Source organism: Xanthomonas sp. DAR 35659 (genome assembly GCF_041242975.1).
Lineage (GTDB): Bacteria > Pseudomonadota > Gammaproteobacteria > Xanthomonadales > Xanthomonadaceae > Xanthomonas_A > Xanthomonas_A medicagonis.
In genome coordinates this window covers 3,576,413-3,597,399 of record NZ_CP162488.1, presented here as the reverse complement: position 1 = coordinate 3,597,399, position 20,987 = coordinate 3,576,413, and the positions used below count along the sequence as shown (strand labels likewise).

General features: G+C 68.8%; 23 protein-coding genes and 1 tRNA gene. 22 read left to right on the top strand and 2 right to left on the bottom strand.

From position 1 onward, the window contains the following. The first annotated feature begins 11 nt into the window (after nt 1–11). Entirely contained in the window at nt 12–1,109 is a 1,098-nt protein-coding gene (locus AB3X07_RS15010; RefSeq protein WP_369939389.1) for a toxic anion resistance protein, read from the top strand. 154 nt (nt 1,110–1,263) lie between these two features. On the opposite strand, the gene AB3X07_RS15005 is transcribed toward AB3X07_RS15010, so the two are convergent. Next, nucleotides 1,264–2,169 (bottom strand): LysR family transcriptional regulator, encoded by a 906-nt coding sequence (locus AB3X07_RS15005; protein WP_369939388.1) that lies wholly within the window; start codon nt 2,167–2,169, stop codon nt 1,264–1,266. A 95-nt stretch (nt 2,170–2,264) separates the two neighbouring features. Between AB3X07_RS15005 and trpB the strand changes: the two genes are divergently transcribed. The 7 genes from trpB (at nt 2,265) to AB3X07_RS14970 (ending at nt 8,902) form a co-directional block, all read left to right on the top strand. After that, on the top strand, nt 2,265–3,482 hold the full coding sequence (trpB, locus tag AB3X07_RS15000) for a tryptophan synthase subunit beta (RefSeq protein WP_369939387.1): 1,218 nt from the start codon (nt 2,265–2,267) through the stop codon (nt 3,480–3,482). Nucleotides 3,483–3,485: 3 nt separating this feature from the next. Further along, nucleotides 3,486–3,710, top strand: a complete 225-nt coding sequence (locus tag AB3X07_RS14995) for a hypothetical protein (protein WP_369939386.1) — start codon at nt 3,486–3,488, stop codon at nt 3,708–3,710. Nucleotides 3,711–3,736: 26 nt separating this feature from the next. Beyond that, nucleotides 3,737–4,540, top strand: a complete 804-nt coding sequence (trpA, locus tag AB3X07_RS14990) for a tryptophan synthase subunit alpha (protein WP_369939385.1) — start codon at nt 3,737–3,739, stop codon at nt 4,538–4,540. Nucleotides 4,541–4,849: 309 nt separating this feature from the next. Continuing rightward, nucleotides 4,850–5,737 (top strand): acetyl-CoA carboxylase, carboxyltransferase subunit beta, encoded by an 888-nt coding sequence (gene accD, locus AB3X07_RS14985; protein WP_369939384.1) that lies wholly within the window; start codon nt 4,850–4,852, stop codon nt 5,735–5,737. Between the two features lie 139 nt (nt 5,738–5,876). Then, nucleotides 5,877–7,226, top strand: a complete 1,350-nt coding sequence (glmM, locus tag AB3X07_RS14980) for a phosphoglucosamine mutase (RefSeq protein WP_369939383.1) — start codon at nt 5,877–5,879, stop codon at nt 7,224–7,226. A gap of 118 nt (nt 7,227–7,344) precedes the next feature. After that, on the top strand, nt 7,345–8,283 hold the full coding sequence (locus tag AB3X07_RS14975; RefSeq protein WP_369939382.1) for an isopenicillin N synthase family dioxygenase: 939 nt from the start codon (nt 7,345–7,347) through the stop codon (nt 8,281–8,283). A 10-nt stretch (nt 8,284–8,293) separates the two neighbouring features. Further along, nucleotides 8,294–8,902, top strand: a complete 609-nt coding sequence (locus AB3X07_RS14970) for a hypothetical protein (protein WP_369939381.1) — start codon at nt 8,294–8,296, stop codon at nt 8,900–8,902. Here the strand turns inward: AB3X07_RS14970 and AB3X07_RS14965 are convergent, their stop codons facing one another. Then, a complete protein-coding gene (locus tag AB3X07_RS14965) occupies nt 8,903–9,703 on the bottom strand; it encodes an SDR family NAD(P)-dependent oxidoreductase (protein ID WP_369939380.1) in 801 nt (266 codons plus the stop codon). 129 nt (nt 9,704–9,832) lie between these two features. Here AB3X07_RS14965 and tpiA point away from each other — a divergent pair, with 129 nt between their 5' ends. From tpiA to nuoK, 14 genes are all read left to right on the top strand, one after another. Continuing rightward, the gene (gene tpiA, locus AB3X07_RS14960) at nt 9,833–10,585 is read left to right on the top strand and encodes a triose-phosphate isomerase (RefSeq protein ID WP_369939379.1); all 753 of its coding nucleotides are present in this window, start codon (nt 9,833–9,835) and stop codon (nt 10,583–10,585) included. Nucleotides 10,586–10,648: 63 nt separating this feature from the next. Further along, nucleotides 10,649–11,089 (top strand): preprotein translocase subunit SecG, encoded by a 441-nt coding sequence (gene secG, locus AB3X07_RS14955; RefSeq protein ID WP_369939378.1) that lies wholly within the window; start codon nt 10,649–10,651, stop codon nt 11,087–11,089. Nucleotides 11,090–11,138: 49 nt separating this feature from the next. Continuing rightward, nucleotides 11,139–11,223, top strand: a tRNA-Leu gene (locus AB3X07_RS14950). 107 nt (nt 11,224–11,330) lie between these two features. Next, a complete protein-coding gene (locus AB3X07_RS14945) occupies nt 11,331–11,687 on the top strand; it encodes an NADH-quinone oxidoreductase subunit A (protein WP_369944781.1) in 357 nt (118 codons plus the stop codon). Then, the gene (locus AB3X07_RS14940) at nt 11,678–12,232 is read left to right on the top strand and encodes a NuoB/complex I 20 kDa subunit family protein (protein ID WP_010343006.1); all 555 of its coding nucleotides are present in this window, start codon (nt 11,678–11,680) and stop codon (nt 12,230–12,232) included. The genes AB3X07_RS14945 and AB3X07_RS14940 overlap by 10 nt, the downstream gene beginning before the upstream one ends. 34 nt (nt 12,233–12,266) lie before the next feature. Next, complete coding sequence (locus AB3X07_RS14935; protein ID WP_369939377.1) at nt 12,267–13,016, top strand: NADH-quinone oxidoreductase subunit C; 750 nt, start codon at nt 12,267–12,269, stop codon at nt 13,014–13,016. Then, on the top strand, nt 13,013–14,320 hold the full coding sequence (locus AB3X07_RS14930; RefSeq protein WP_369939376.1) for an NADH-quinone oxidoreductase subunit D: 1,308 nt from the start codon (nt 13,013–13,015) through the stop codon (nt 14,318–14,320). Before AB3X07_RS14935 ends, AB3X07_RS14930 begins: the two co-directional genes overlap by 4 nt. Then, the gene (nuoE, locus tag AB3X07_RS14925; protein ID WP_048489486.1) at nt 14,317–14,844 is read left to right on the top strand and encodes an NADH-quinone oxidoreductase subunit NuoE; all 528 of its coding nucleotides are present in this window, start codon (nt 14,317–14,319) and stop codon (nt 14,842–14,844) included. Before AB3X07_RS14930 ends, nuoE begins: the two co-directional genes overlap by 4 nt. Nucleotides 14,845–14,849: 5 nt before the next feature. Next, nucleotides 14,850–16,193: an NADH-quinone oxidoreductase subunit NuoF gene (gene nuoF, locus AB3X07_RS14920; protein ID WP_209031858.1), complete on the top strand. Its 1,344-nt coding sequence runs from the start codon at nt 14,850–14,852 to the stop codon at nt 16,191–16,193. Further along, nucleotides 16,190–18,439, top strand: a complete 2,250-nt coding sequence (gene nuoG, locus AB3X07_RS14915; protein WP_369939375.1) for an NADH-quinone oxidoreductase subunit NuoG — start codon at nt 16,190–16,192, stop codon at nt 18,437–18,439. Before nuoF ends, nuoG begins: the two co-directional genes overlap by 4 nt. Next, a complete protein-coding gene (gene nuoH / locus AB3X07_RS14910) occupies nt 18,436–19,527 on the top strand; it encodes an NADH-quinone oxidoreductase subunit NuoH (protein WP_369939374.1) in 1,092 nt (363 codons plus the stop codon). The genes nuoG and nuoH overlap by 4 nt, the downstream gene beginning before the upstream one ends. A gap of 3 nt (nt 19,528–19,530) precedes the next feature. After that, nucleotides 19,531–20,019 carry an NADH-quinone oxidoreductase subunit NuoI gene (nuoI, locus tag AB3X07_RS14905; RefSeq protein ID WP_369939373.1) on the top strand — a complete coding sequence of 163 codons (489 nt, stop codon included), beginning with the start codon at nt 19,531–19,533 and terminating at the stop codon, nt 20,017–20,019. A 9-nt stretch (nt 20,020–20,028) separates the two neighbouring features. Beyond that, a complete protein-coding gene (locus AB3X07_RS14900) occupies nt 20,029–20,679 on the top strand; it encodes an NADH-quinone oxidoreductase subunit J (RefSeq protein ID WP_369939372.1) in 651 nt (216 codons plus the stop codon). Then, nucleotides 20,676–20,981 carry an NADH-quinone oxidoreductase subunit NuoK gene (gene nuoK / locus AB3X07_RS14895; RefSeq protein WP_145700751.1) on the top strand — a complete coding sequence of 102 codons (306 nt, stop codon included), beginning with the start codon at nt 20,676–20,678 and terminating at the stop codon, nt 20,979–20,981. The genes AB3X07_RS14900 and nuoK overlap by 4 nt, the downstream gene beginning before the upstream one ends. The last annotated feature ends 6 nt before the right edge of the window (nt 20,982–20,987 follow it).

Here is a 20,987-nt window from a genome sequence, read left to right as displayed (position 1 = left end):
GGAGAACCACGATGACCCAGGAACACCCGCTGACGCCGCAGAGCCTGCCGCTGCAACCCGACGAGGCCGACCTCAAGGCGCTCGGCCTGGTGGCGGACGACCGCGCGCAGATCGCCGCGCTGGCGCAGGGCCTGCGCGAGCTCACGCCCGGCAGCCTGCACCTGTTCGGCACCGAGGTCGCCGCGCAGACCGCCGCGTTCTCCAGCCAGTTGCTGGACCAGGTCCGCAACCGCGACCTGGAGGCCAGCGGCGACAAGCTCGGCGAAGTGGTGCGGATCGCGCGCGCGCTCAAGCTCGACCAGCTCGGCGAGCGCTCGCGGGTGCCGCTGATCGGCGGCCTGATCGATCGCCTGCGCGCCTCCAAGGACGAACTGGTGCAGAAGTTCAGCGACACCAACCGGCAGATCGAACAACTGCTGCGCGACGTCGGCGCGCAGCAGGCCAACCTCGGCCAGCGCGTGGGCGAATTCGACCGCATGCACCAGATGGTGCAGGCCGAGCGCCGCGAACTGGGCCTGCACGTCGCCGCCGGCAAGCTGCGCCTGGCCGAGCTGCAGCAACAGCACCTGGCGCTGGCGGGCCAGGACGATCCGCAGGCGCGCGGGCAGCGCGCCGAGATCGACACCGCCCTGCGCCTGCTCGACAAGCGCGTCGGCGACCTGCAGGTGATGCAGCACGCGGCCGACCAGTCGCTGCCGATGATCCGGCTGATCCAGGCCAACGCGCTGCAGCTGATCGAGAAGTTCAACACCGTCCGCGACATCACCATCCCGTCGTGGAAGCGCCAGTTCGCGATCCAGCTGTCGCTGCACGAGCAGCAGAACGCGGTGGCGCTGTCCAACGCCATCGACGATGCCACCAACGACATCATGCGCCGCAACGCCGACCTGCTGCGGCAGGCCTCGGTGGACACGGCGCGCGCCAACCAGCGCGCGGTGATCGACATGGACACGCTGCGCCATGTGCACGAGCAGCTGATCGCCACGGTGGAGGAGGTGCGCGAGATCCACCGCGACGGCATGCAGCAACGGCGCGCGGCCGAGGTCGAACTGAGCCGGCTGCGCGACGATCTGCAGCGGCGCCTGGCCGCGCCGGCGCAGCCGGGCTGAGGCGCACGCGCCGCAAACGCGCCCCAGCCGACCTGTAGGAGCGGCTTCAGCCGCGACAGACACCCCAAGCCACTCGCATCCCAGGCGCCGCGGCCTCGTGTCTCAGGCGGCGCCATTGCGCGCGGATCGGCGGCGAACGCGGCAGGCAACCCGCCTAACCGCGATCCTGCCGCAGCAGCTCGCCGGCCAACCAGCCCGCCAATGCCTCCACCCGCGGGTCCTGCTGCTCCCGCCGCGTGCACAGCGCCCATTGCCCGCCGGTGTCGACGAAGCCCCACGGCGCCAGCAGGCGGCCGCTGGCCAGGTCGTCGGCGACCAGCGGCTGCGGCGCGATCGCCACGCCGATCCCGGCCAGCGCCGCTTCCAGCAGGTAGTACAGGTGCTCGAAGCCGGTGCCGTAGCGCAGCGTGGCCGGGTCCACCCCCTGCCGCTGCGCCCAGGCCGGCCACGCCTGCGGGCGCGAGGCGGTGTGCAGCAACGGCTGCCGCAGCAACGCCGCCGGCGTGCCCGCGGCCAGCGCCGCCGCTTGCGGCAGCGCCGGACTCAGCACCGGGCCGATCCGCTCCGGCGCCAGCACGTGCACCCGCCAACTGGCCGGCCACGGCGCCTCGCCCAGCAGCAGTGCGGCGTCCAGGCCGTCCAGGTCCGCGGCGAACGCGCCTTCGTGCGCCGACAGGTGCAGGGTCAGCGCGGGCAGGTCGCGCTGCAGGGCCTGCAGCCGCGGGATCATCCAGCGCGCCAGGATGCTGCCCGGGCAGCCCAGCACCAGTGCGCTGGGCCGCTGCGGCCGGCGCAACTCCGCCACCGCGTCCTGCAACTGGGCGAAGGCGCCGCCGGCGGCCTCGCGCAGCCGCTCGCCGGCCGCAGTCGGGCGGATGCCGCGGCCGTCGCGTTGCAGTAGGGGCTGGCCCAGTTCCGTTTCCAGCAGCCGGATCTGGCGGCTGACCGCGCCGTGGGTGACGTGCAGCTCGGCGGCCGCGCCGCCCACGCTGCGCAGCCGCGCCGCGGCCTCGAAGGCGCGCAAGGCGTTCAGCGAGGGCAGGCGGCGCAGGCTGGACATGTGAGATTTCCTGACGGGTCTGGTCAGACTTTATCGGTTTTTGCCTGGCGACGTGTGCGTTAAAGTGCAGCCCTGTCCTGCTGCCTGCGATCCCCATGTCCTCCGTCCCCATCAGCGACTTCCACGCCTATCCCGACGCCGCCGGCCATTTCGGCCGCTACGGCGGCCGTTTCGTCGCCGAGACCCTGATCGGCCCGCTGCAGGAACTGGCCGCCGCCTACGACGCCGCGCGCCAGGATCCGGCCTTCATCGCCGAATACGACAAGGACCTCACCCATTACGTCGGCCGCCCCAGCCCGATCTACCACGCCGAGCGGCTCAGCCGCGAAGTCGGCGGCGCGCAGATCCTGCTCAAGCGCGAGGACCTGAACCACACCGGCGCGCACAAGATCAACAACACCATCGGCCAGGCGCTGCTGGCCAGCCGCATGGGCAAGACCCGCATCATCGCCGAGACCGGCGCCGGCCAGCACGGCGTGGCCAGCGCCACCGTGGCCGCGCGGCTGGGCCTGGAGTGCGTGGTGTACATGGGCGCCACCGATATCGAGCGGCAGAAGATCAACGTCTACCGGATGAAGCTGCTCGGCGCCACGGTGGTGCCGGTGCATTCGGGCTCGGCCACGCTCAAGGACGCACTCAACGAGGCGATGCGCGATTGGGTGACCAACGTGCGCGACACCTTCTACATCATCGGCACCGTCGCCGGCCCCGATCCGTATCCGCGCATGGTGCGCGACTTCAACGCCATCGTCGGCCGCGAGGCGCGTGCGCAGATGCTCAAGGACTACGGCCGCCTGCCGGACGCGATCAGCGCCTGCGTCGGCGGCGGCAGCAACGCGATCGGCCTGTTCCATGCCTTCCTCAACGACCCGGACGTGAAGATCTACGGCGCCGAAGCCGCCGGCGACGGCATCGCCACGGGCCGCCATGCCGCGTCCATCGCCGCCGGCCGCCCGGGCGTGCTGCACGGCAACCGCACCTACGTCATCTGCGACGACGACGGCCAGATCGTCGAGACCCACTCGGTCTCCGCCGGGCTGGACTATCCGGGCGTTGGCCCCGAACACGCGTTCCTGGCCGACAGCGGTCGCGCCACCTACCAGGGCGTCACCGACGACGAGGCGCTGGCCGCGTTCCACCTGCTGGCGCACACCGAGGGCATCCTGGCGGCGCTGGAATCCAGCCATGCCGTGGCGCAGTCGATCAAGTTGGCGCGCGAACTGCCCAAGGATGCGCTGGTGCTGTGCAATCTGTCCGGCCGCGGCGACAAGGATGTGCACACCATCGCCGCGCGTGAAGGCGTGCAGGTCTGAGCGATGCGCTGGGTGCGCGCGACGCTGACCGCCGAATGCGATGTGCCGGGCGAGCAGGAACTGCTGCTCGACTGGCTCGCGCGCTGGCGCGACGCGTTGCGCGCCTGCTCCGACAACACCGGCTGCGGCTGCTGCGTGGACAGTTTCGTGGTGGAGGCGCCCGCGCCGGCGCTGGCGGAACTGCCTGCGCACATGGTGTCCGCCTGCGCCGCGCCGCCGACCGATTGACCCTCTCTTCCTAGCCTGGATCCCTCATGCGCCGCATCGACGCCACCTTCGCCCGCCTGCGCACGCACTCGCGCAAGGCCCTGATTCCCTTCCTTACCGCCGGCGATCCATCGCTGGAGGCGACCGTGCCGGCGATGCATGCGCTGGTCGAGGCCGGCGCCGACGTGATCGAGCTCGGCGTGCCGTTCTCCGACCCGATGGCCGACGGCCCGACCATCCAGCGCAGCTCCGAGCGCGCGCTGGCGCGCGGCGCCGGCCTGGCCTACGTGCTGGAGGCGGTCAGCGCCTTCCGTCGCGATGATGCGGACACGCCGGTGGTGCTGATGGGCTACCTCAACCCGGTCGAGATCCACGGCGCCGCGCGTTTCGCCGAGGAGGCGGTGGCCGCCGGCGTGGACGGCGTGCTGCTGGTCGACCTGCCGCCGGAAGAGTCGGCCGAGACCCTGGCGATCTTCGCCGCGGCCGGGCTGGACCTGATCGTGCTGGCGTCGCCCACCACCAGCGACGCGCGCCTCGGCCTGCTGTGCGACGCCGCGCGCGGCTATCTCTACTACGTCAGCTTCGCCGGCGTGACCGGCGCCGACCACCTGGACACGCGCGCCGCCGGCGATCGCCTGCGCCAGTTGCGTGCCCGCTCCACGGTGCCGGTGGTGGCCGGGTTCGGGATCAAGGACGCCGCCAGCGCCAAGGCCATGGCGGTGGATGCCGATGGCGTGGTGGTCGGCAGCGCGCTGGTCGCGGCGCTGGCCGAAGCGGGCAGTCCGCAGGCCGCGCGCGACGCCGCCCTGGCGTTCCTGACGCCGCTGCGGCAGGCGCTGGACCACGCCTGAGCCGCATGTTCGCCGGCGTCTCTCGGATGCCGGTCGATGCGCTGACCACGCGTGGCGTCTGTCCCTGATGGCGAACTGGCGCGGCCATCGCGTTCGCGCGTCCCAGGCTCCGGCCAGCGGCGCATCTTCCGTCACCGCAACGGTGGCATGGCACGCCGATGCGGCGAGCCGCCTTCGAAATGCGTGTTGCAGCGCAGCAATCTGCCGCCGAGGCGATGCGCCGGCGTATTGCGGCGCGATATCTAGCGGCGCGCTAGACTGTCGCCCCTTGGCGGCCCGGTGGGCCGCGCGACTGGATCGTCATTCCGCATGAGTTGGCTCAGCAAATTGATGCCCTCCGGCATCCGCACCGATAGCACGCCCAGCAAGAAGCGCAGCGTCCCCGAAGGCCTGTGGGAGAAGTGCCCCAACTGCAGCGCCGTGCTGTACCGGCCGGAGCTGGAGGAGAACTTGGAGGTGTGCCCGAAGTGCGGCCACCACATGGCGATCCGCGCCCGCGCACGGCTGGCCGCGCTGTTCGATGCCGACACCGCGCCGACCGAGATCGGCGCGCGCCTGGGCCCGACCGACGCGCTGAAGTTCAAGGACCAGAAGAAGTACGGCGAGCGCATCAAGGCCTCGCAGAAGAGCACCGGCGAATACGACGCGCTGGTGGCGATGCAGGGCCTGCTCAAGGGCCAGCCGCTGGTCGCGGCCTCGTTCGATTTCGCCTTCATGGGCGGCTCGATGGGCTCGGTGGTCGGCGAGCGCTTCGCTCTGGCCGCGGAAACCGCACTGAAGATCGGCGCGCCGTTCGTGTGCTTCTCCGCCAGTGGCGGCGCGCGCATGCAGGAAGGCCTGTTTTCGCTGATGCAGATGGCCAAGACCTCGGCCGCGCTCGGCCGCCTGCGCGAGGCGGGGCTGCCGTACGTGTCGGTGCTCACCCATCCCACCACCGGCGGCGTCTCGGCCAGCTTCGCCATGCTCGGCGACATCAACATCGCCGAGCCGCACGCGCTGATCGGCTTCGCCGGCCCGCGCGTGATCGAGCAGACCGTGCGCGAGACCCTGCCCGAAGGCTTCCAGCGCTCGGAATTCCTGCTCGAGCACGGCGCCATCGACCAGATCTGCGACCGCCGCGACCTGCGCGATCGTCTGTCCGAACTGCTGGCGATGATGATGCGGCAGCCGGCGCCGGCGAAGACGGAGGTGGCGTGAAAGCCGGAAATCGGGAATCGGGAATCGGGAACCGTGTTGTCGCGAGCGCGATGCATCGCGTGGCAAGCGCGTTTCCGCGACCCGTGGAATTTTCCGGCTTTTTCCCATTCCCGATTCTCCATTCCCCATTCACAGCCGTATGAACCAACGCAAATACTTCGGCACCGACGGCATCCGCGGCCGGGTCGGGCAGGGCGCGATCTCCGCCGATTTCGTGATGCGCCTGGGCAATGCGCTGGGCCGCGTGCTCGGCGCGGGCGCCGATGGCGCGGCGCGGCCGACCGTGGTGATCGGCAAGGACACGCGCATTTCCGGCTACATGTTCGAGTCGGCGCTGGAGGCCGGGCTGGTCGCCGCCGGCGCCAACGTGCAGTTGCTCGGGCCGATGCCGACCCCGGCGGTGGCGTTCCTCACGCGCACCCTCGGCGCCGACGCCGGCATCGTCATCAGCGCCTCGCACAATCCGCACTACGACAACGGCATCAAGTTCTTCTCCGCCGAGGGCGAGAAGCTCGACGACGCTACCGAGAGCGCGATCGAAGCGGCGCTCGACGCGCCGTTCGCCACCGTCGAATCCGAACGCCTTGGCAAGGCGATGCGCGCGCGCGACGCGATCGGTCGCTACATCGAGTTCTGCAAGGCCAGCGTGCCGCGCGGCTTCGACCTGCGCGGGCTGAAGCTGGTGCTGGATTGCGCGCACGGCGCGACCTACCACATCGCGCCGCTGCTGTTCCGCGAACTGGGCGCGGAGGTGGTCGCGATCGGCGCCGCGCCGGACGGGCTCAACATCAACGCTGGCGTCGGCTCGATGCACATCGACAACCTCGCCAGCAACGTGCGCAGCCATGGCGCGCACCTGGGCATCGCCTTCGACGGCGACGGCGACCGCGTGCTGATGGCCGACGACCGGGGCAATCCGGTCGACGGCGACGACCTGTTGTACGTGCTGGCGCGCGGCTGGCAGGCCAGCGGGCGCCTGCGCGGGCCGGTGGTCGGCACGCTGATGACCAACTACGGCCTGGAGCAGGCGCTGGCCGCGCTGCAGCTGCCGTTCCTGCGGGTCAAGGTCGGCGACCGCTACGTGCACCAGGCGCTGGTCGAGCACGGCGGCGTGCTCGGCGGCGAGACTTCCGGGCACATGCTGTGCCTGGATCGCGCCACCACCGGCGATGCCATCGTCAGCGCGCTGCAGGTGCTGGAGGTGCTCAAGCGCTCGCGGCAGAGCCTGCGCGAGGGATTGCAGGACTTGCGCAAGGTGCCGCAGCAGACGGTCAACGTGCGCCTGCAGCCGGGCGCGCGTCCGGCCGAGGCGGCCAGCGTGCAGGCCGCGCTGGCCGCGGCGCAGGCGGCGGTGCAGGGGCGCGGGCGCGCCTTCCTGCGCCCGTCCGGCACCGAGCCGGTGCTGCGGGTCACGGTCGAGGCCGACGACGCGGCGCTGATGCGCGACACCCTGGAGAAACTCGCCGGGGCGGTCCGTGACGCGGCGTGAGTCGCTCGCCATCGCCATCGCGGTGGTCATCGCCAAGATGGCCACCTTCTACCTGCTCTATCGCTTGTTGCGCTGATCGCGGCGCTTCTTCCCCTTTCACCCGATGACGGTTCCTGCCATGACTGCGCGCATTCCCACCCTCGACATCACCCGCTTCGACACGGACCGCGACGCCTTCGTCGCCGAACTCGGCGCGGCCTATCGCGAGTGGGGCTTCGCCGGCATCCGCAACCACGGCATCGCGCAGGCGCGGATCGACGCCGCCTACGCTGTGTTCAAGGCGTTCTTCGCGTTGCCCGAGGACACCAAGCGCCAGTACCACGTGCCGGGCAGCGGCGGTGCACGCGGCTACACCGCCTTCGGCGTGGAGACCGCCAAGGATTCCAAGCACTTCGACCTGAAGGAGTTCTGGCACATCGGCCGCGAGATTCCCGACGACTCCAAGTACCGCGAAGTGATGCCGCCGAACCTGTGGCCGAGCGAGGTGCCGGGTTTTCGCGAGCACGGCTACGGCCTGTACCAGGCGCTGGACCAGCTCGGCGCGCGCGTGCTGTCGGCGCTGGCGCTGCACATCGGCCTGCCCGAACACTACTTCGCCGACAAGACCGATTCGGGCAATTCGATCCTGCGCCCGATCTACTACCCGCCGATCACCGCCGACGACATCCCCAACGTGCGCGCCGGCGCGCACGAGGACATCAACTTGATCACCCTGCTGGTCGGCGCCAGCGCTGCCGGCCTGGAAGTCAAGTCCAAGCAGGGCGAGTGGGTGCCGTTCACCTCCGACGCCGACACCATCGTGGTCAACATCGGCGACATGCTGCAGCGCCTGACCAACCATGTGTATCCCTCGACCACCCACCGCGTGGTCAACCCGCCGGGCGAGCAGGCGCGGCAGCCGCGCTACTCGGTGCCGTTCTTCCTGCACCCGAACCCGGACTTCGTGATCGACGTGCTGCCCTCCTGCGTCAGCGCCGACAACCCCAGCCGCTACCCCGAGCCGATCACCGCGCAGGGCTATCTGGAAGAGCGGTTGCGCGAGATCAAGCTGAAGTAGGGGGTGGGCGGTGGCGCAGCAAGAGACTGGACTCATCACCATCTTTACCCGTGCGCTCGACGCTCGCGCAGCCGAAATGGCGCGGCGCGCCGATACCATTCCCACCAATGGTAGCGATCGGCGGCTACTCGCCGACCTGATCACCAACCATGCAATGCATTGGACACTGATCGAATTCAAGGATGCCGCTGCAGGAATCGACGCCGAGCGCGAAAAGGCCGTAGTTCCGGGGGTTTGCGCATGGTTGGCTGCGGACAACGCCAATGCGAAGGCGCATGAGCGATGCCATTTCTATGCGCAGAACGAAGCCTGCGACATTGGGTTCTGGGGGTACCGTTCTGTGGTTTGCTCGCGCTCGCCGTTGCCCAGGATGCCGGATGCCTGGTCCGAGGACTTCATTCAGCGGCTCCTGGCGGAGCCGCCTAACGTCGGGTTGGAGAACGCGGATTTTCTCGACTATGCGCAGGCGCTGCTCGCTCATACGAACGGAGGCGGCGATGGGAGCGACGTCGTTTTGGTGGTCGCCAGAGCACGAGGATCCTGCCACCATTTCACTTTGTCGTTGCCGGAGCTGGTAAGCGCGCTGGTCCCTTCTGCTGGCCCCAGTATGAAGTTCTAGTCATTCCGCCGACCTGATCCGATGCGAGCCGCGCCCCATCAGCCGCAGCAACAACGCATTGGGCAGCAGCGCCGTCAGGCCCAGCAGGGCGCGGTAGACCGTGCCCGGGACCACGCGCACCTTGCCGCGTTCGGCGCCGTCGATGCCGGCGCGGGCCACCGCCGCGGTCTGTAGCCAGATCCAGCGCGGCATCGCGTCCATTTGTTCGCGGGTGCCGGTGACGTCGTGGAACTCGGACCAGGTGAAGCCCGGGCACAGCGCGCAGACGTTGACGCCGCTGTCCGCGTTCTCCAGCGCCAGCGACTCGCTGAAGCGCAGCATGAAGCTCTTGGCCGCCGCGTACAGGGTGTGGCCGTCGGCGCCGGGCACCAGCGCGGCGAACGAGGCCACGTTGAGGATGCGCCCCTGGCCGCTGGCGCGCAGCGCCGGCAGCAGGCGCCAGGTCAGTTCGCATACGGCGCCGACCATTACCTGCAGGAACGCCGCATGCACCGCCCAGTCCTGGGTCGTGTAGCGGCCGGGCACTCCATAGCCGGCGTTGTTGACCAGGATCCGCACCGCCAGCCCGCGCCGTTCCAGTTCGGCCACCAGCGCGGCCGGCGCCGCCGGGTCGGCCAGGTCGGCCACCACCACCTCCACCGGCACCTGCGCCCGCAGTTCGGCGGCCAGCGCCTGCAGCAGCGCCTCGCGACGCGCCGTGAGGATCAGCGGCACGCCGCGGCGAGCGTATTCGCGGGCGATCTCGCGGCCGATGCCGCTGGAGGCGCCGGTGATCAGGGCATAGGCGGAAGGCTGGGGCATGGCGGTCTCGCAGGAGTGGGCGATCGGGGCAGGGGAGGGGGCATGCAGGCCGGGCCGGGGCCGGCGGCGCTGCCGGGCGGCGCCGCGCATCGGCTATCCTTTCGGCACTTTTCGCCGGAGAACGCGCCGATGCGACGCAAGATCGTAGCCGGAAACTGGAAACTGCATGGCAACCGCCATTTCGCCACCGCCCTGGTGCAGGAGGTGGCCGCCGGCCTGCCGGCCGAGGGCGTGGACGTCGTCATCCTGCCGCCGCTGCCCTACCTGGGCGACCTGATCGAGGACTTCGAGGACCATGCGCTGCACTTCGGCGCGCAGGACGTGAGCAGCAACGAGAAGGGCGCCTACACCGGCGAGGTGTCGGCGGCGATGCTGGTGGACGTGGGCGCCGAGTACGGCCTGGTCGGGCATTCGGAGCGGCGCCAGTACCACCAGGAGAGCAGCGAACTGGTCGCGCGCAAGTTCGCCGCGGCGCTGCACGCCGGGCTGATCCCGATCCTGTGCGTGGGCGAGACCCTGGAGCAGCGCGAGGCCGGCCAGACCGACGCGGTCATCGCCGCGCAGCTGGCGCCGGTGCTGGCGCTGGTGGGCGTGCAGGGGTTCGCCAAGGCGGTGGTGGCCTACGAGCCGGTCTGGGCGATCGGCACCGGGCGGACCGCCAGCCCGGCCCAGGCGCAGGCGGTGCACGCGTTCATCCGTGGCGAAGTCGCCGCCCACGATGCTAGAATCGCGGATTCGCTGCCGCTTCTGTATGGCGGCAGCGTCAAGCCCGACAACGCCGCCGAGCTGTTCGCGCAGCCGGACGTCGATGGCGGGCTGATCGGCGGGGCCTCGTTGGTCGCCGCGGAATTCCTGGCCATCGCGCGCGCGGCGGCCCGTTAACCGAACGGCCGCCGGGTGGCGGCCGCTCGCTACTCAAGTCGTACTGTCCGGACGGATTTCGAAATGCTGATGGTCATCCTCAATGTGGTCTACGTGCTGGTGGCGATCGCGATGATCGCGCTGATCCTGATGCAGCGCGGTTCCGGCGCGGCGGCGGGCTCGGGCTTCGGCGCGGGTGCGTCCGGCACCGTGTTCGGATCGCGCGGCGCGTCCAACTTCCTGTCCAAGTCGACCAAGTGGCTGGCCGTGGTGTTCTTCGCGATCAGCCTGTTCATGGCCTGGTATGCCGGCCACAGCGCGCGTCCGGCGGCCGAGGCCAATCTGGGCGTGATGTCGCAGGCCGCGACCCCGGCGCCGGCCGCGCCGGCCGGCGAGCTGCAGATCCCGCAGGCCCCGGCGTCGACCGCCCCGGCCGCCCCGGCCGTGCCCGCCGCCGCGCCGCCGGCGCAGCAGGCGCCGGAAAATGCACAACAAAAGTCGCCTGCCCCATCGCAGAAAGACTGAAGACGGTTACAATATGTTGCGCGGCGGGATTGCCGCGCGCGATACGCAAGCCCAGGTGGCGGAATTGGTAGACGCACTACCTTGAGGTGGTAGCGACTTAGGTCGTAGGGGTTCGAGTCCCCTCTTGGGCACCATTGTTTGGCTGCGGTTTCTGCGCAGGGGCGTCACGCTCCTGTTCGGACAATCGTCTATCCCATGCCTGCGCGGCACGCGCGCGGGCACAGGCAAGAGAGAATTGCGAGTGCTGGCCGAATATTTGCCGTCCCTGCTGTTTCTGATCGTGGCCACCGGTATCGGCGTCGCGCTGATGCTGGTGGGACGGTTCCTCGGTCCCCGGCGTCCGGACCTGAAGAAGCTCTCGCCCTACGAGTGCGGCTTCGAGGCCTTCGAGGACGCGCGCATGAAGTTCGACGTGCGCTATTACCTCATCGCCATCCAGTTCATCGTCTTCGATCTGGAAATCATCTTCATCGTGCCGTGGACGCAGGTGTTCATGGACCTGGGCGCTCGCTCCCTGGTCACCATGGGCCTGTTCGTCGGCATGCTGTTCCTCGGTTTTGTTTACGTGTGGAAGAAGGGAGCGCTGGAATGGGAGTGATTCAGACCCTGGATCGCCTGATGACCAACCCGATCCCGGAAGGGCGGGTGGACGACATCCTGCGTCCCGAAGGCGAGAACCCGCTGTTGGAGAAGGGCTACGTCACCACCAGCGTCGACGCGTTGCTGAACTGGGCGCGCACCGGCTCGATGTGGCCGATGACCTTCGGCCTGGCCTGCTGCGCGGTCGAGATGATGCACGCCGGCGCCGCGCGCCTGGACTTGGACCGCTACGGCGTGGTGTTCCGCCCGTCGCCGCGCCAGTCCGACGTGATGATCGTCGCCGGCACCCTGGTCAACAAGATGGCCCCGGCGCTGCGCAAGGTCTACGACCAGATGCCGGACCCGAAGTGGGTGATCTCGATGGGCAGCTGCGCCAACGGCGGCGGCTATTACCACTATTCGTACTCGGTGGTGCGCGGTTGCGACCGCATCGTGCCGGTGGACGTCTATGTCCCGGGCTGCCCGCCGACCGCCGAAGCGCTGGTCTACGGCATCTTGCAGCTGCAGAAGAAGATCTGGCGAACCCAGACCATCGCGCGCTGATCCCTCTTACTTCCTAAGAGCACGCCAAGCCCCCATGGCAGAGCAAGCATCTTCCTTTAGCGAACGCCTTGGCGCCCGGTTCCCGGGCAGCCAGGTGTTCGTGGTCCTCCCGCGTGGCGAAGTCACCCTGGAAGTGCCGGCCGACGCCTGGCACGCCACCTGTCTGGCGCTGCGCGACGAGTTCGGTTTCGAGCAATTGTCCGACCTGTGCGGTGTGGACTACCTGGGCTACGGCAGCGACGAGTGGGATACCTCGGACGTGTCCTCGCAGGGCTTCAGCCGCGGCGTGGAAGGCAAGGCCGTGGGCCGCTTCGCCTGGGGCGAATTCCCCAGCGCCGAGAGCGCCGGCGGCGCGCAGCCGTTGCCGGTGCCGCAGCAGCGCTACGCCGTGCTGGCGCAACTGATCTCTTACCGTCACAACCAGCGCCTGCGCGTGCGCTGCTACGCGCCGAACGAAGACCTGCCGGTGGTGGCCTCGGTCACCGACATCTGGCCGGGCGCGAACTGGTTCGAGCGCGAAGCGTTCGACCTGTTCGGCGTGGTCTTCGCCGGCCACCCGGACCTGCGCCGCATCCTCACCGACTACGGCTTCGTCGGCCATCCGTTCCGCAAGGACTTCCCGCTGATCGGCAACGTCGAAGTGCGCTACGACGAAGAGAAGCAGCGCGTGATCTACGAGCCGGTGACCTCGGTGGAGCCGCGCGTGGGCGTGCCGCGGGTGATCCGCGACGATGCGCGCTACCAGACCGCGGCGGGCGAAGCACAGAAGGAGCCCGCCAAGTGAGCGAGTACCACCAGGCGCACGATGCGTTCGCCAGCAATCCTGCCGAAGCCAAGCAGGAGATCCGCAACTACACGATGAACTTCGGCCCGCAGCATCCGGCCGCGCACGGCGTGCTGCGCCTGATCCTGGAGATGGACGGCGAGACCGTGGTCCGCGCCGATCCGCACATCGGCCTGCTGCACCGTGGCACCGAGAAGCTGGCCGAGTCCAAGCCGTTCAACCAGTCGATCGGCTACATGGATCGCCTGGACTACGTGTCGATGATGTGCAACGAGCACGCCTACGTGCGCGCGATCGAGACCCTGATGGGGATCGAGGCGCCGGAGCGCGCGCAGTACATCCGCACCATGTTCGACGAGATCACCCGCATCCTGAACCACCTGATGTGGGTCGGCTCCAACGGCCTGGATCTGGGCGCGATGGCGGTGATGCTGTACGCGTTCCGCGAGCGCGAAGAGCTGATGGACGTGTACGAGGCGGTGTCGGGCGCGCGCATGCACGCGACCTACTACCGCCCGGGCGGCGTCTACCGCGACCTGCCGGACCGCATGCCCAAGTACAAGGAATCGCGCTGGCACAAGGGCGGTGCGCTGAAGCGGCTCAACGCCGCGCGCGAAGGCTCGATGCTGGACTTCCTGGAGGAGTTCACCAACACCTTCCCGGCGCGCGTCGACGAGTACGAGACGCTGCTCACCGACAACCGCATCTGGAAACAGCGCACCGTCGGCATCGGCGTGGTCACGCCGGAGCAGGCCTACGCCTGGAGCATGACCGGGGTGATGCTGCGCGGCTCGGGCATCGAATGGGACCTGCGCAAGAAGCAGCCCTATGCCAAGTACGACGCGGTGGATTTCGACATCCCGGTCGGCACCAACGGCGACTGCTACGACCGCTACCTGGTGCGCGTGGCCGAGATGCGCGAGTCCAATCGCATCATCAAGCAGTGCGTGCAGTGGCTGAAGGCCAACCCGGGCCCGGTCATGGTCGAGAACTTCAAGGTGGCGCCGCCCAAGCGCGCCGAGATGAAGGACGACATGGAAGCGCTGATCCACCACTTCAAGCTGTTCAGCGAAGGCTACTGCGTGCCGGCCGGCGAGACCTACTGCGCGGTCGAGGCGCCGAAGGGCGAATTCGGCTGCTACCTGATGTCCGACGGCGCCAACAAGCCGTTCCGCGTGCACCTGCGCGCGCCGGGCTTCGCCCATCTGTCGTCGATGGACGCGATCGTGCGCGGCCACATGCTGGCCGACGTGGTGGCGATGATTGGTACCTATGATCTGGTGTTTGGTGAGGTCGACCGATGAAGGCGACAGGTAATTTCGAAGCGGCGCGCGACGTCGATCCGATGGTGGTGCTGAGCGACAAGACGCGCGCGCACATCGATCACTGGCTGGCCAAGTTCCCGCCGGACCGCAAGCGCTCGGCGGTGCTGCAGGGCCTGCACGCGGCGCAGGAACAGAACCAGGGCTGGCTGACCGACGAGTTGATCGCCGGCGTGGCCAAGTACCTGGAACTGCCGCCGGTGTGGGCCTACGAGGTCGCCAGCTTCTACTCGATGTTCGAGACCGAGAAGGTCGGCCGCAACAACGTCGCGTTCTGCACCAACATCAGCTGCTGGCTCAACGGCGCCGAGGACCTGGTCGCGCACGCCGAGAAGAAGCTCGGCTGCAAGCTGGGCCAGTCCACCGCCGACGGCCGCGTCTACCTCAAGCGCGAGGAAGAATGCCTGGCCGGTTGCGCAGGCGCGCCGATGATGGTCATCAACGGCCACTACCATGAGCATCTGACCAAGGACAAGGTCGACGAATTGCTGGACGGGTTGGAGTAACGGCAATGGCACAGCATCCCCACGCTCCCACCGGTCCGGTCGGCCCCGCGCCGCAGCCGCACCAGGTGGTGTACACCACGCTGCACTACGACACCCCGTGGTCCTACGAAAGCTATCTGAAGACCGGTGGCTACGCCGCGCTGCGCAAGATCCTCGAAGAGAAGATCCCGCCGGAGCAGGTGATCGAGATGGTCAAGCAGTCGAACCTGCGCGGCCGTGGCGGCGCCGGCTTCCCGACCGGCCTGAAGTGGTCGTTCATGCCCAAGGGCGCGCCGCAGAAGTACATCCTGTGCAATTCGGACGAGTCCGAGCCGGGCACCTGCAAGGACCGCGACATCCTGCGCTACAACCCGCATTCGGTGGTGGAGGGCATGGCCATCGCCTGCTACGCCACCGGCTCCACCGTGGGCTACAACTACCTGCGTGGCGAGTTCCACCACGAGCCGTTCGAGCACTTCGAGCAAGCCCTGGCCGACGCCTATGCCAATGGCTGGCTGGGCAAGGACATCCTCGGCAGCGGCATCGACATCGACATCTACGGCGCGCTGGGCGCCGGCGCCTACATCTGCGGCGAAGAGACCGCGCTGATGGAGTCGCTGGAAGGCAAGAAGGGCCAGCCGCGCTACAAGCCGCCGTTCCCGGCCAACTTCGGTCTGTACGGCAAGCCGTCGACGATCAACAACACCGAGACCTACGCGTCGGTGCCGGCGATCATCCGCAACGGCCCGGAATGGTTCCTGGGGCTGAGCAAGACCAAGAACGGCGGCCCGAAGATCTTCTCGGTCTCCGGCTGCGTGCAGAAGGGCGGCAACTTCGAGGTGCCGCTGGGCACCACCTTCGACGAACTGCTGGAGATGGCCGGCGGGCTGAAGCCGGGCCGCACCCTCAAGGGCGCGATCCCGGGCGGCGTGTCGATGCCGGTGCTGAAGGCCGAGCAGCTCAAGGGCCTGCAGATGGACTACGACACCCTGCGCGCGCTGGGCACCGGCCTGGGCTCGGGGGCGATCGTGGTGCTGGACGACAGCGTGTGCTGCGTGAAGTTCGCCTGCCGCATCTCGCAGTTCTTCCACAAGGAGTCCTGCGGCCAGTGCACCCCGTGCCGCGAAGGCACCGGCTGGATGCACCGCGTGCTCGAGCGCATCGTCGCCGGCAAGGCCACGATGGAAGACCTGCACCAACTGCGCACCGTCGCCGGGCAGATCGAAGGCCACACCATCTGCGCCTTCGGCGAAGCGGCGGCCTGGCCGATCCAGGGCTTCCTGCGCCAGTTCTGGGACGAATTCGAGTACTACATCGTCAACGGTCATTCGATGGTTGACGGCAAGAAGCTGGAGGCAGCGGCGGCATGAGCGCGCAACCCAACAATCCCGGCGCGACCCCCGCGGTCGTGCCGGAAGGCCATGTGACCGTCGAGATCGACGGCCAGTCGCTGGTCGTGCCGAAGGGCTCGATGATCATCCAGGCGGCCGACAAGGCCGGCATCCCGATCCCGCGCTTCTGCTACCACGAGAAGCTGCCGATCGCCGCCAACTGCCGCATGTGCCTGGTCGACGTCGAGAAGTCGCCCAAGCCGTCGCCGGCCTGCGCCACGCCGGTCATGGACGGCATGAAGGTGCAGACCCGCAGCGACAAGGCGCTGAAGTACCAGCGCAGCGTCATGGAGTTCCTGCTGATCAACCATCCGCTGGACTGCCCGATCTGCGATCAGGGCGGCGAGTGCGAGCTGCAGGACGTCTCGCTGGGCTATGGCCGCTCGGTCAGCCGCTTCAACGAGCGCAAGCGCGTGGTGCCGGACGAGGACATCGGGCCGCTGGTCGCCACCGAGATGACCCGCTGCATCCAGTGCACCCGCTGCGTTCGCTTCACCGCGGACATCGCCGGCACCTACGAGCTGGGCGGCATGTACCGCGGCGAGAACCTGCAGATCGGCACCTACGACGGCAAGCCGCTGACCACCGAGCTGTCCGGCAACGTGGTCGACGTGTGCCCGGTGGGAGCGCTGACCAACAAGGTGTTCCAGTTCCGTGCGCGGCCCTGGGAACTGGTGGCGCGCGAGTCGCTGGGCTACCACGATGCGATGGGCTCCAACCTGTTCCTGCACGTGCGCCGCGGCGAAGTGCTGCGCACCGTGCCGCGCGACAACGAAGCGGTCAACGAGTGCTGGCTGTCCGATCGCGACCGCTACTCGCACCAGGGCCTGTACGCCGAGGACCGCGCCCTGCGGCCGATGCGCAAGGTCGACGGGCAGTGGCGCGAGGTGTCGTGGGCCGAAGGGCTGTCCGCCGCGAGCGAGATCCTCAAGGCCAACCGTGGCGACGCGCTGGGCGTGCTCGCGCATCCGTCCACCTCCAACGAGGAGGGCGCGCTGCTGGCGCGCCTGGCCGACGGCCTGGACAGCGGCAACCTCGACCACCGCGTGTACAACCGCGATTTCTCCGACGCCGCGCTGGCCGAGCCGTTCGCGCTGCCGCTGGCGGAGATCGAGCAGGCCGACGTGGTGGTGATCCTGGGCAGCAACCTGCGCCACGAGCTGCCGCTGCTGCATGCGCGCATCCGCAAGGCGCGGATGCAGCGCCAGACCAAGGTGTATTCGATCAACCCGGTCGATTTCGACGTGGCCTTCGACCAGGCCGGCCGTCAGATCGTGGCGCCGTCGAAGTTCGCCGAGGCCCTGGCCGACGCTGCGCTGCGCGACGCGGTGCAGGGCGCCGGCCGTGCGGTGCTGATCGTCGGCGCGCTGGTCGAGAACCATCCGCAGGCCGCCGCACTGCGCGCGGCCGCGCGCGACTTCGCCGCTGCCACCGGCGCGGCGCTGTGCCGGATCCCGCAGGGCGCCAACGCCCTCGGCCTGGCCCGCTACGGCGTGCTGCCGCGCGGCCGCAACGCCGCGGCGATGCTGGCCGAACCGCGCAGCGCGTACGTGCTGTACGGCCTGGAGCCGGGTCTGGACTTCGCCGACGCCGCGGCTGCGCGCAGCGCGCTCGCCGGGGCCAAGGTGGTGGCGTTCAGCCACTTCGCCTGCGCCTCCACCCGCGACGTGGCCGACGTGATCCTGCCGATCGGCGCGCTGCCGGAAATCGAGGCGACCCTGACCAACCTCAACGGCAGCGACCAGCGCACCCGCGCCGGCGGCAAGCTGCCGGGCGAGGCCCGCGAGGGCTGGCGCGTGCTGCGCGCGCTCGGCGGCGAGCTGGGCCTGCCCGGCTTCGAGTTCATCGACCTGGCCGGACTGCGCGACGGCCTGCAGCCGCGCGAGGTGGCCGCGGCGAGTTCGGCGCAGCCGGCACGCCAGGACGAGGGCCTGGAACTGGCCGCCAGCCCGGCGATCTACCGCACCGATGCGGTGGTACGCCGCGCGCAGGCGCTGCAGCAGCATCCGCTGAACCGCGCGCCGGGCGTGGCGGTGCATCCGGACGAGGCCGAGCGGCTGGGCCTGCGCGACGGGCAGATGGTCAAGGTCGGCACCGCGGCGGGTAGCGCCACGTTGCCGCTGGCGACGGACAAGCGGGTCGCGCCGGGCGCGGCCTGGATCGAAACGGGCCACGGCGCGACCGCGCCGCTGGGCGCCGGTCGGGTGACGGTGGTGGCTGCATGAACGAGATGCTGTTGAACGTGGTCGACCCGCTGCACCAGTGGTTCCTCGGCCTGGGCGCCTTCGGCGTGGTCCTGTGGATCGTGCTGAAGATCCTGCTGATCGCCATGCCGGTGATCATCTCGGTGGCGTTCTACGTGGTCTGGGAGCGCAAGCTGATCGGCTGGATGCACGTGCGCCACGGGCCGATGTACGTGGGCATGGGCATCTTCCAGGCCTTCGCCGACGTGTTCAAGCTGCTGTTCAAGGAAATCATCCAGCCCAGCAGCTCGCACAAGGCGATGTTCGTGATCGCGCCGCTGATCACCCTGGCGCCGGCCTTCGCCGCCTGGGCGGTGGTGCCGTTCGACGCCAAGCTGGTGTTGTCCAACGCCAACGCCGGCCTGCTGTACCTGCTGGCGATGACCTCGCTGGGCGTGTACGGCATCATCCTGGCCGGCTGGGCGTCCAACTCCAAGTACGCCTTCCTCGGCGCGATGCGCTCGGCGGCGCAGGTGGTCAGCTACGAGATCGCGATGGGCTTCGCCCTGGTCGGCGTGATGATCGCCGCCGGCAGCCTGAACCTGAGCGCGATCGTGCAGGCGCAGGCCGGCAGCTCCGGCTTCCTCGACTGGTTCCTGATCCCGCTGTTCCCGCTGTTCATCGTGTACTGGGTGTCCGGCGTGGCCGAGACCAACCGCGCGCCGTTCGACGTGGTCGAAGGCGAGTCGGAGATCGTCGCCGGCCACATGGTCGAGTATTCGGGCGGTGCGTTCGCGCTGTTCTTCCTGGCCGAATACGCCAACATGATCCTGGTCAGCTTCCTGGTCTCGATCTTCTTCCTGGGCGGCTGGCTGAGCCCGATTCAGGGCTGGGTCACCGCGGACGTCTCGCCGTGGGTCAATTGGATCTGGACCGGCGGCTGGCCGTGGCTGCTGATGAAGGTGCTGTTCTTCGCCAGCGCGTACATCTGGTTCCGTGCCAGCTTCCCGCGCTACCGCTACGACCAGATCATGCGCCTGGGCTGGAAGGTGTTCATCCCGCTGACGATCGTGTGGATCGCGGTGACGGCATTGATGGTGTTCTACGGCGTGATCCAGAAGGGCGTGTAAGCGATGAATAAAATCACCCATTACTTCAAGAGCCTGCTGCTGCTCGAGCTGCTCGGCGGCCTGTGGCTGACCTTGAAGTACACGTTCCGTCCCAAGTACACCGTGCTGTACCCGATGGAGAAGTTCCCGCAGTCGCCGCGCTTCCGCGGCCTGCACGCGCTGCGCCGCTACCCCAACGGCGAGGAACGCTGCATCGCCTGCAAGCTGTGCGAGGCGGTGTGCCCGGCGCTGGCGATCACCATCGATTCGACCAAGCGCGAGGACGGCACCCGCCGCACCACGCGCTACGACATCGACCTGTTCAAGTGCATCTACTGCGGTTTCTGCGAGGAGAGCTGCCCGGTCGATTCGATCGTGGAGACCCACGTGCTCGAGTACCACTTCGAGAACCGCGGCGAGAACATCGTCACCAAGCCGCAGCTGCTGGCGATCGGCGACCGGCTCGAAGCCGAGATCGCCGAGCGCCGCGCCGCCGACGCCGCCTTCCGCTGAGGTCCTGCAATGGATTGGGTAAATATCGCTTTCTGGATCTTCGCCACCACCGCCGCGGTCGCCGCCGGCGCGGTGATCAGCGTGCGCAACCCCGTGTATGCGGTGCTGTGCCTGATCCTGACCTTCTTCTCCATCGCCTGCGTGTGGCTGCTGGTGGGCGCCGAGTTCCTCGGCGTGACCCTGGTGCTGGTCTACGTCGGCGCGGTGATGGTGCTGTTCCTGTTCGTGGTGATGATGCTGGACATCGACACCAGCCGCATGCGCGAAGGCTGGGTGCGCTACCTGCCGGTCGGCCTGGTGGTGGCGGTGGCGATGCTGGTGCAGATGGTCACCCTGATCGGGGTCAAGGCGCGCACCGCCGCGCCGTTCCCGGTCGACAACGCCGCCGCGCAGGCCGCAGACACCTCCAACATCACCTGGCTGGCCAAGACCCTGTTCACCAAGTTCCTGCTGCCGTTCGAGTTCGCCGCGATCATCCTGACCGTGGCGGTGGTGGCGGCGGTGATGCTGACCCTGCGCAAGCGCACCGGCATCAAGACCCAGAACCCGGGCGACCAGTCGCGGGTCAAGGCCGGCGACCGCCTGCGCATGGTCAAGATGGACGCCGAGGCGCCCACGCTCCACACCCCGGCCGCGGCACCGCAGGAGGGCCAGCCATGATCACCTTAGGTCACCTGCTGGCGCTCGGCGCGGTGCTGTTCTGCATCAGCATGGCCGGCATCTTCCTGAACCGCAAAAACGTCATCGTGCTGCTGATGTCGATCGAGCTGATGCTGCTGTCGGTCAACATCAACTTCGTCGCCTTCTCGCGCGAGCTCGGCGATGCCGCCGGGCAGCTGTTCGTGTTCTTCATCCTGACCGTGGCCGCGGCCGAGGCCGCCATCGGCCTCGCGATCCTGGTGACGCTGTTCCGTACCCGCCACACGATCAACGTGGCCGAAGTCGATTCGCTGAAGGGCTGACCTGCA

Coding starts and splice junctions, on each gene's coding strand:
- secG (WP_369939378.1), top strand. CDS start 10,649: ATGCTGATGGTCATCCTCAATGTGGTCTACGTGCTGGTGGCGATCGCG.
- glmM (WP_369939383.1), top strand. CDS start 5,877: ATGAACCAACGCAAATACTTCGGCACCGACGGCATCCGCGGCCGGGTC.
- AB3X07_RS14900 (WP_369939372.1), top strand. CDS start 20,029: ATGGATTGGGTAAATATCGCTTTCTGGATCTTCGCCACCACCGCCGCG.
- AB3X07_RS14965 (WP_369939380.1), bottom strand. CDS start 9,703: ATGCCCCAGCCTTCCGCCTATGCCCTGATCACCGGCGCCTCCAGCGGC.
- nuoG (WP_369939375.1), top strand. CDS start 16,190: ATGAGCGCGCAACCCAACAATCCCGGCGCGACCCCCGCGGTCGTGCCG.
- AB3X07_RS14940 (WP_010343006.1), top strand. CDS start 11,678: ATGGGAGTGATTCAGACCCTGGATCGCCTGATGACCAACCCGATCCCG.
- trpB (WP_369939387.1), top strand. CDS start 2,265: ATGTCCTCCGTCCCCATCAGCGACTTCCACGCCTATCCCGACGCCGCC.
- nuoF (WP_209031858.1), top strand. CDS start 14,850: ATGGCACAGCATCCCCACGCTCCCACCGGTCCGGTCGGCCCCGCGCCG.
- AB3X07_RS14935 (WP_369939377.1), top strand. CDS start 12,267: ATGGCAGAGCAAGCATCTTCCTTTAGCGAACGCCTTGGCGCCCGGTTC.
- AB3X07_RS15005 (WP_369939388.1), bottom strand. CDS start 2,169: ATGTCCAGCCTGCGCCGCCTGCCCTCGCTGAACGCCTTGCGCGCCTTC.
- accD (WP_369939384.1), top strand. CDS start 4,850: ATGAGTTGGCTCAGCAAATTGATGCCCTCCGGCATCCGCACCGATAGC.
- AB3X07_RS14975 (WP_369939382.1), top strand. CDS start 7,345: ATGACTGCGCGCATTCCCACCCTCGACATCACCCGCTTCGACACGGAC.
- trpA (WP_369939385.1), top strand. CDS start 3,737: ATGCGCCGCATCGACGCCACCTTCGCCCGCCTGCGCACGCACTCGCGC.
- nuoI (WP_369939373.1), top strand. CDS start 19,531: ATGAATAAAATCACCCATTACTTCAAGAGCCTGCTGCTGCTCGAGCTG.
- nuoH (WP_369939374.1), top strand. CDS start 18,436: ATGAACGAGATGCTGTTGAACGTGGTCGACCCGCTGCACCAGTGGTTC.
- AB3X07_RS14995 (WP_369939386.1), top strand. CDS start 3,486: ATGCGCTGGGTGCGCGCGACGCTGACCGCCGAATGCGATGTGCCGGGC.
- tpiA (WP_369939379.1), top strand. CDS start 9,833: ATGCGACGCAAGATCGTAGCCGGAAACTGGAAACTGCATGGCAACCGC.
- nuoK (WP_145700751.1), top strand. CDS start 20,676: ATGATCACCTTAGGTCACCTGCTGGCGCTCGGCGCGGTGCTGTTCTGC.
- nuoE (WP_048489486.1), top strand. CDS start 14,317: ATGAAGGCGACAGGTAATTTCGAAGCGGCGCGCGACGTCGATCCGATG.
- AB3X07_RS15010 (WP_369939389.1), top strand. CDS start 12: ATGACCCAGGAACACCCGCTGACGCCGCAGAGCCTGCCGCTGCAACCC.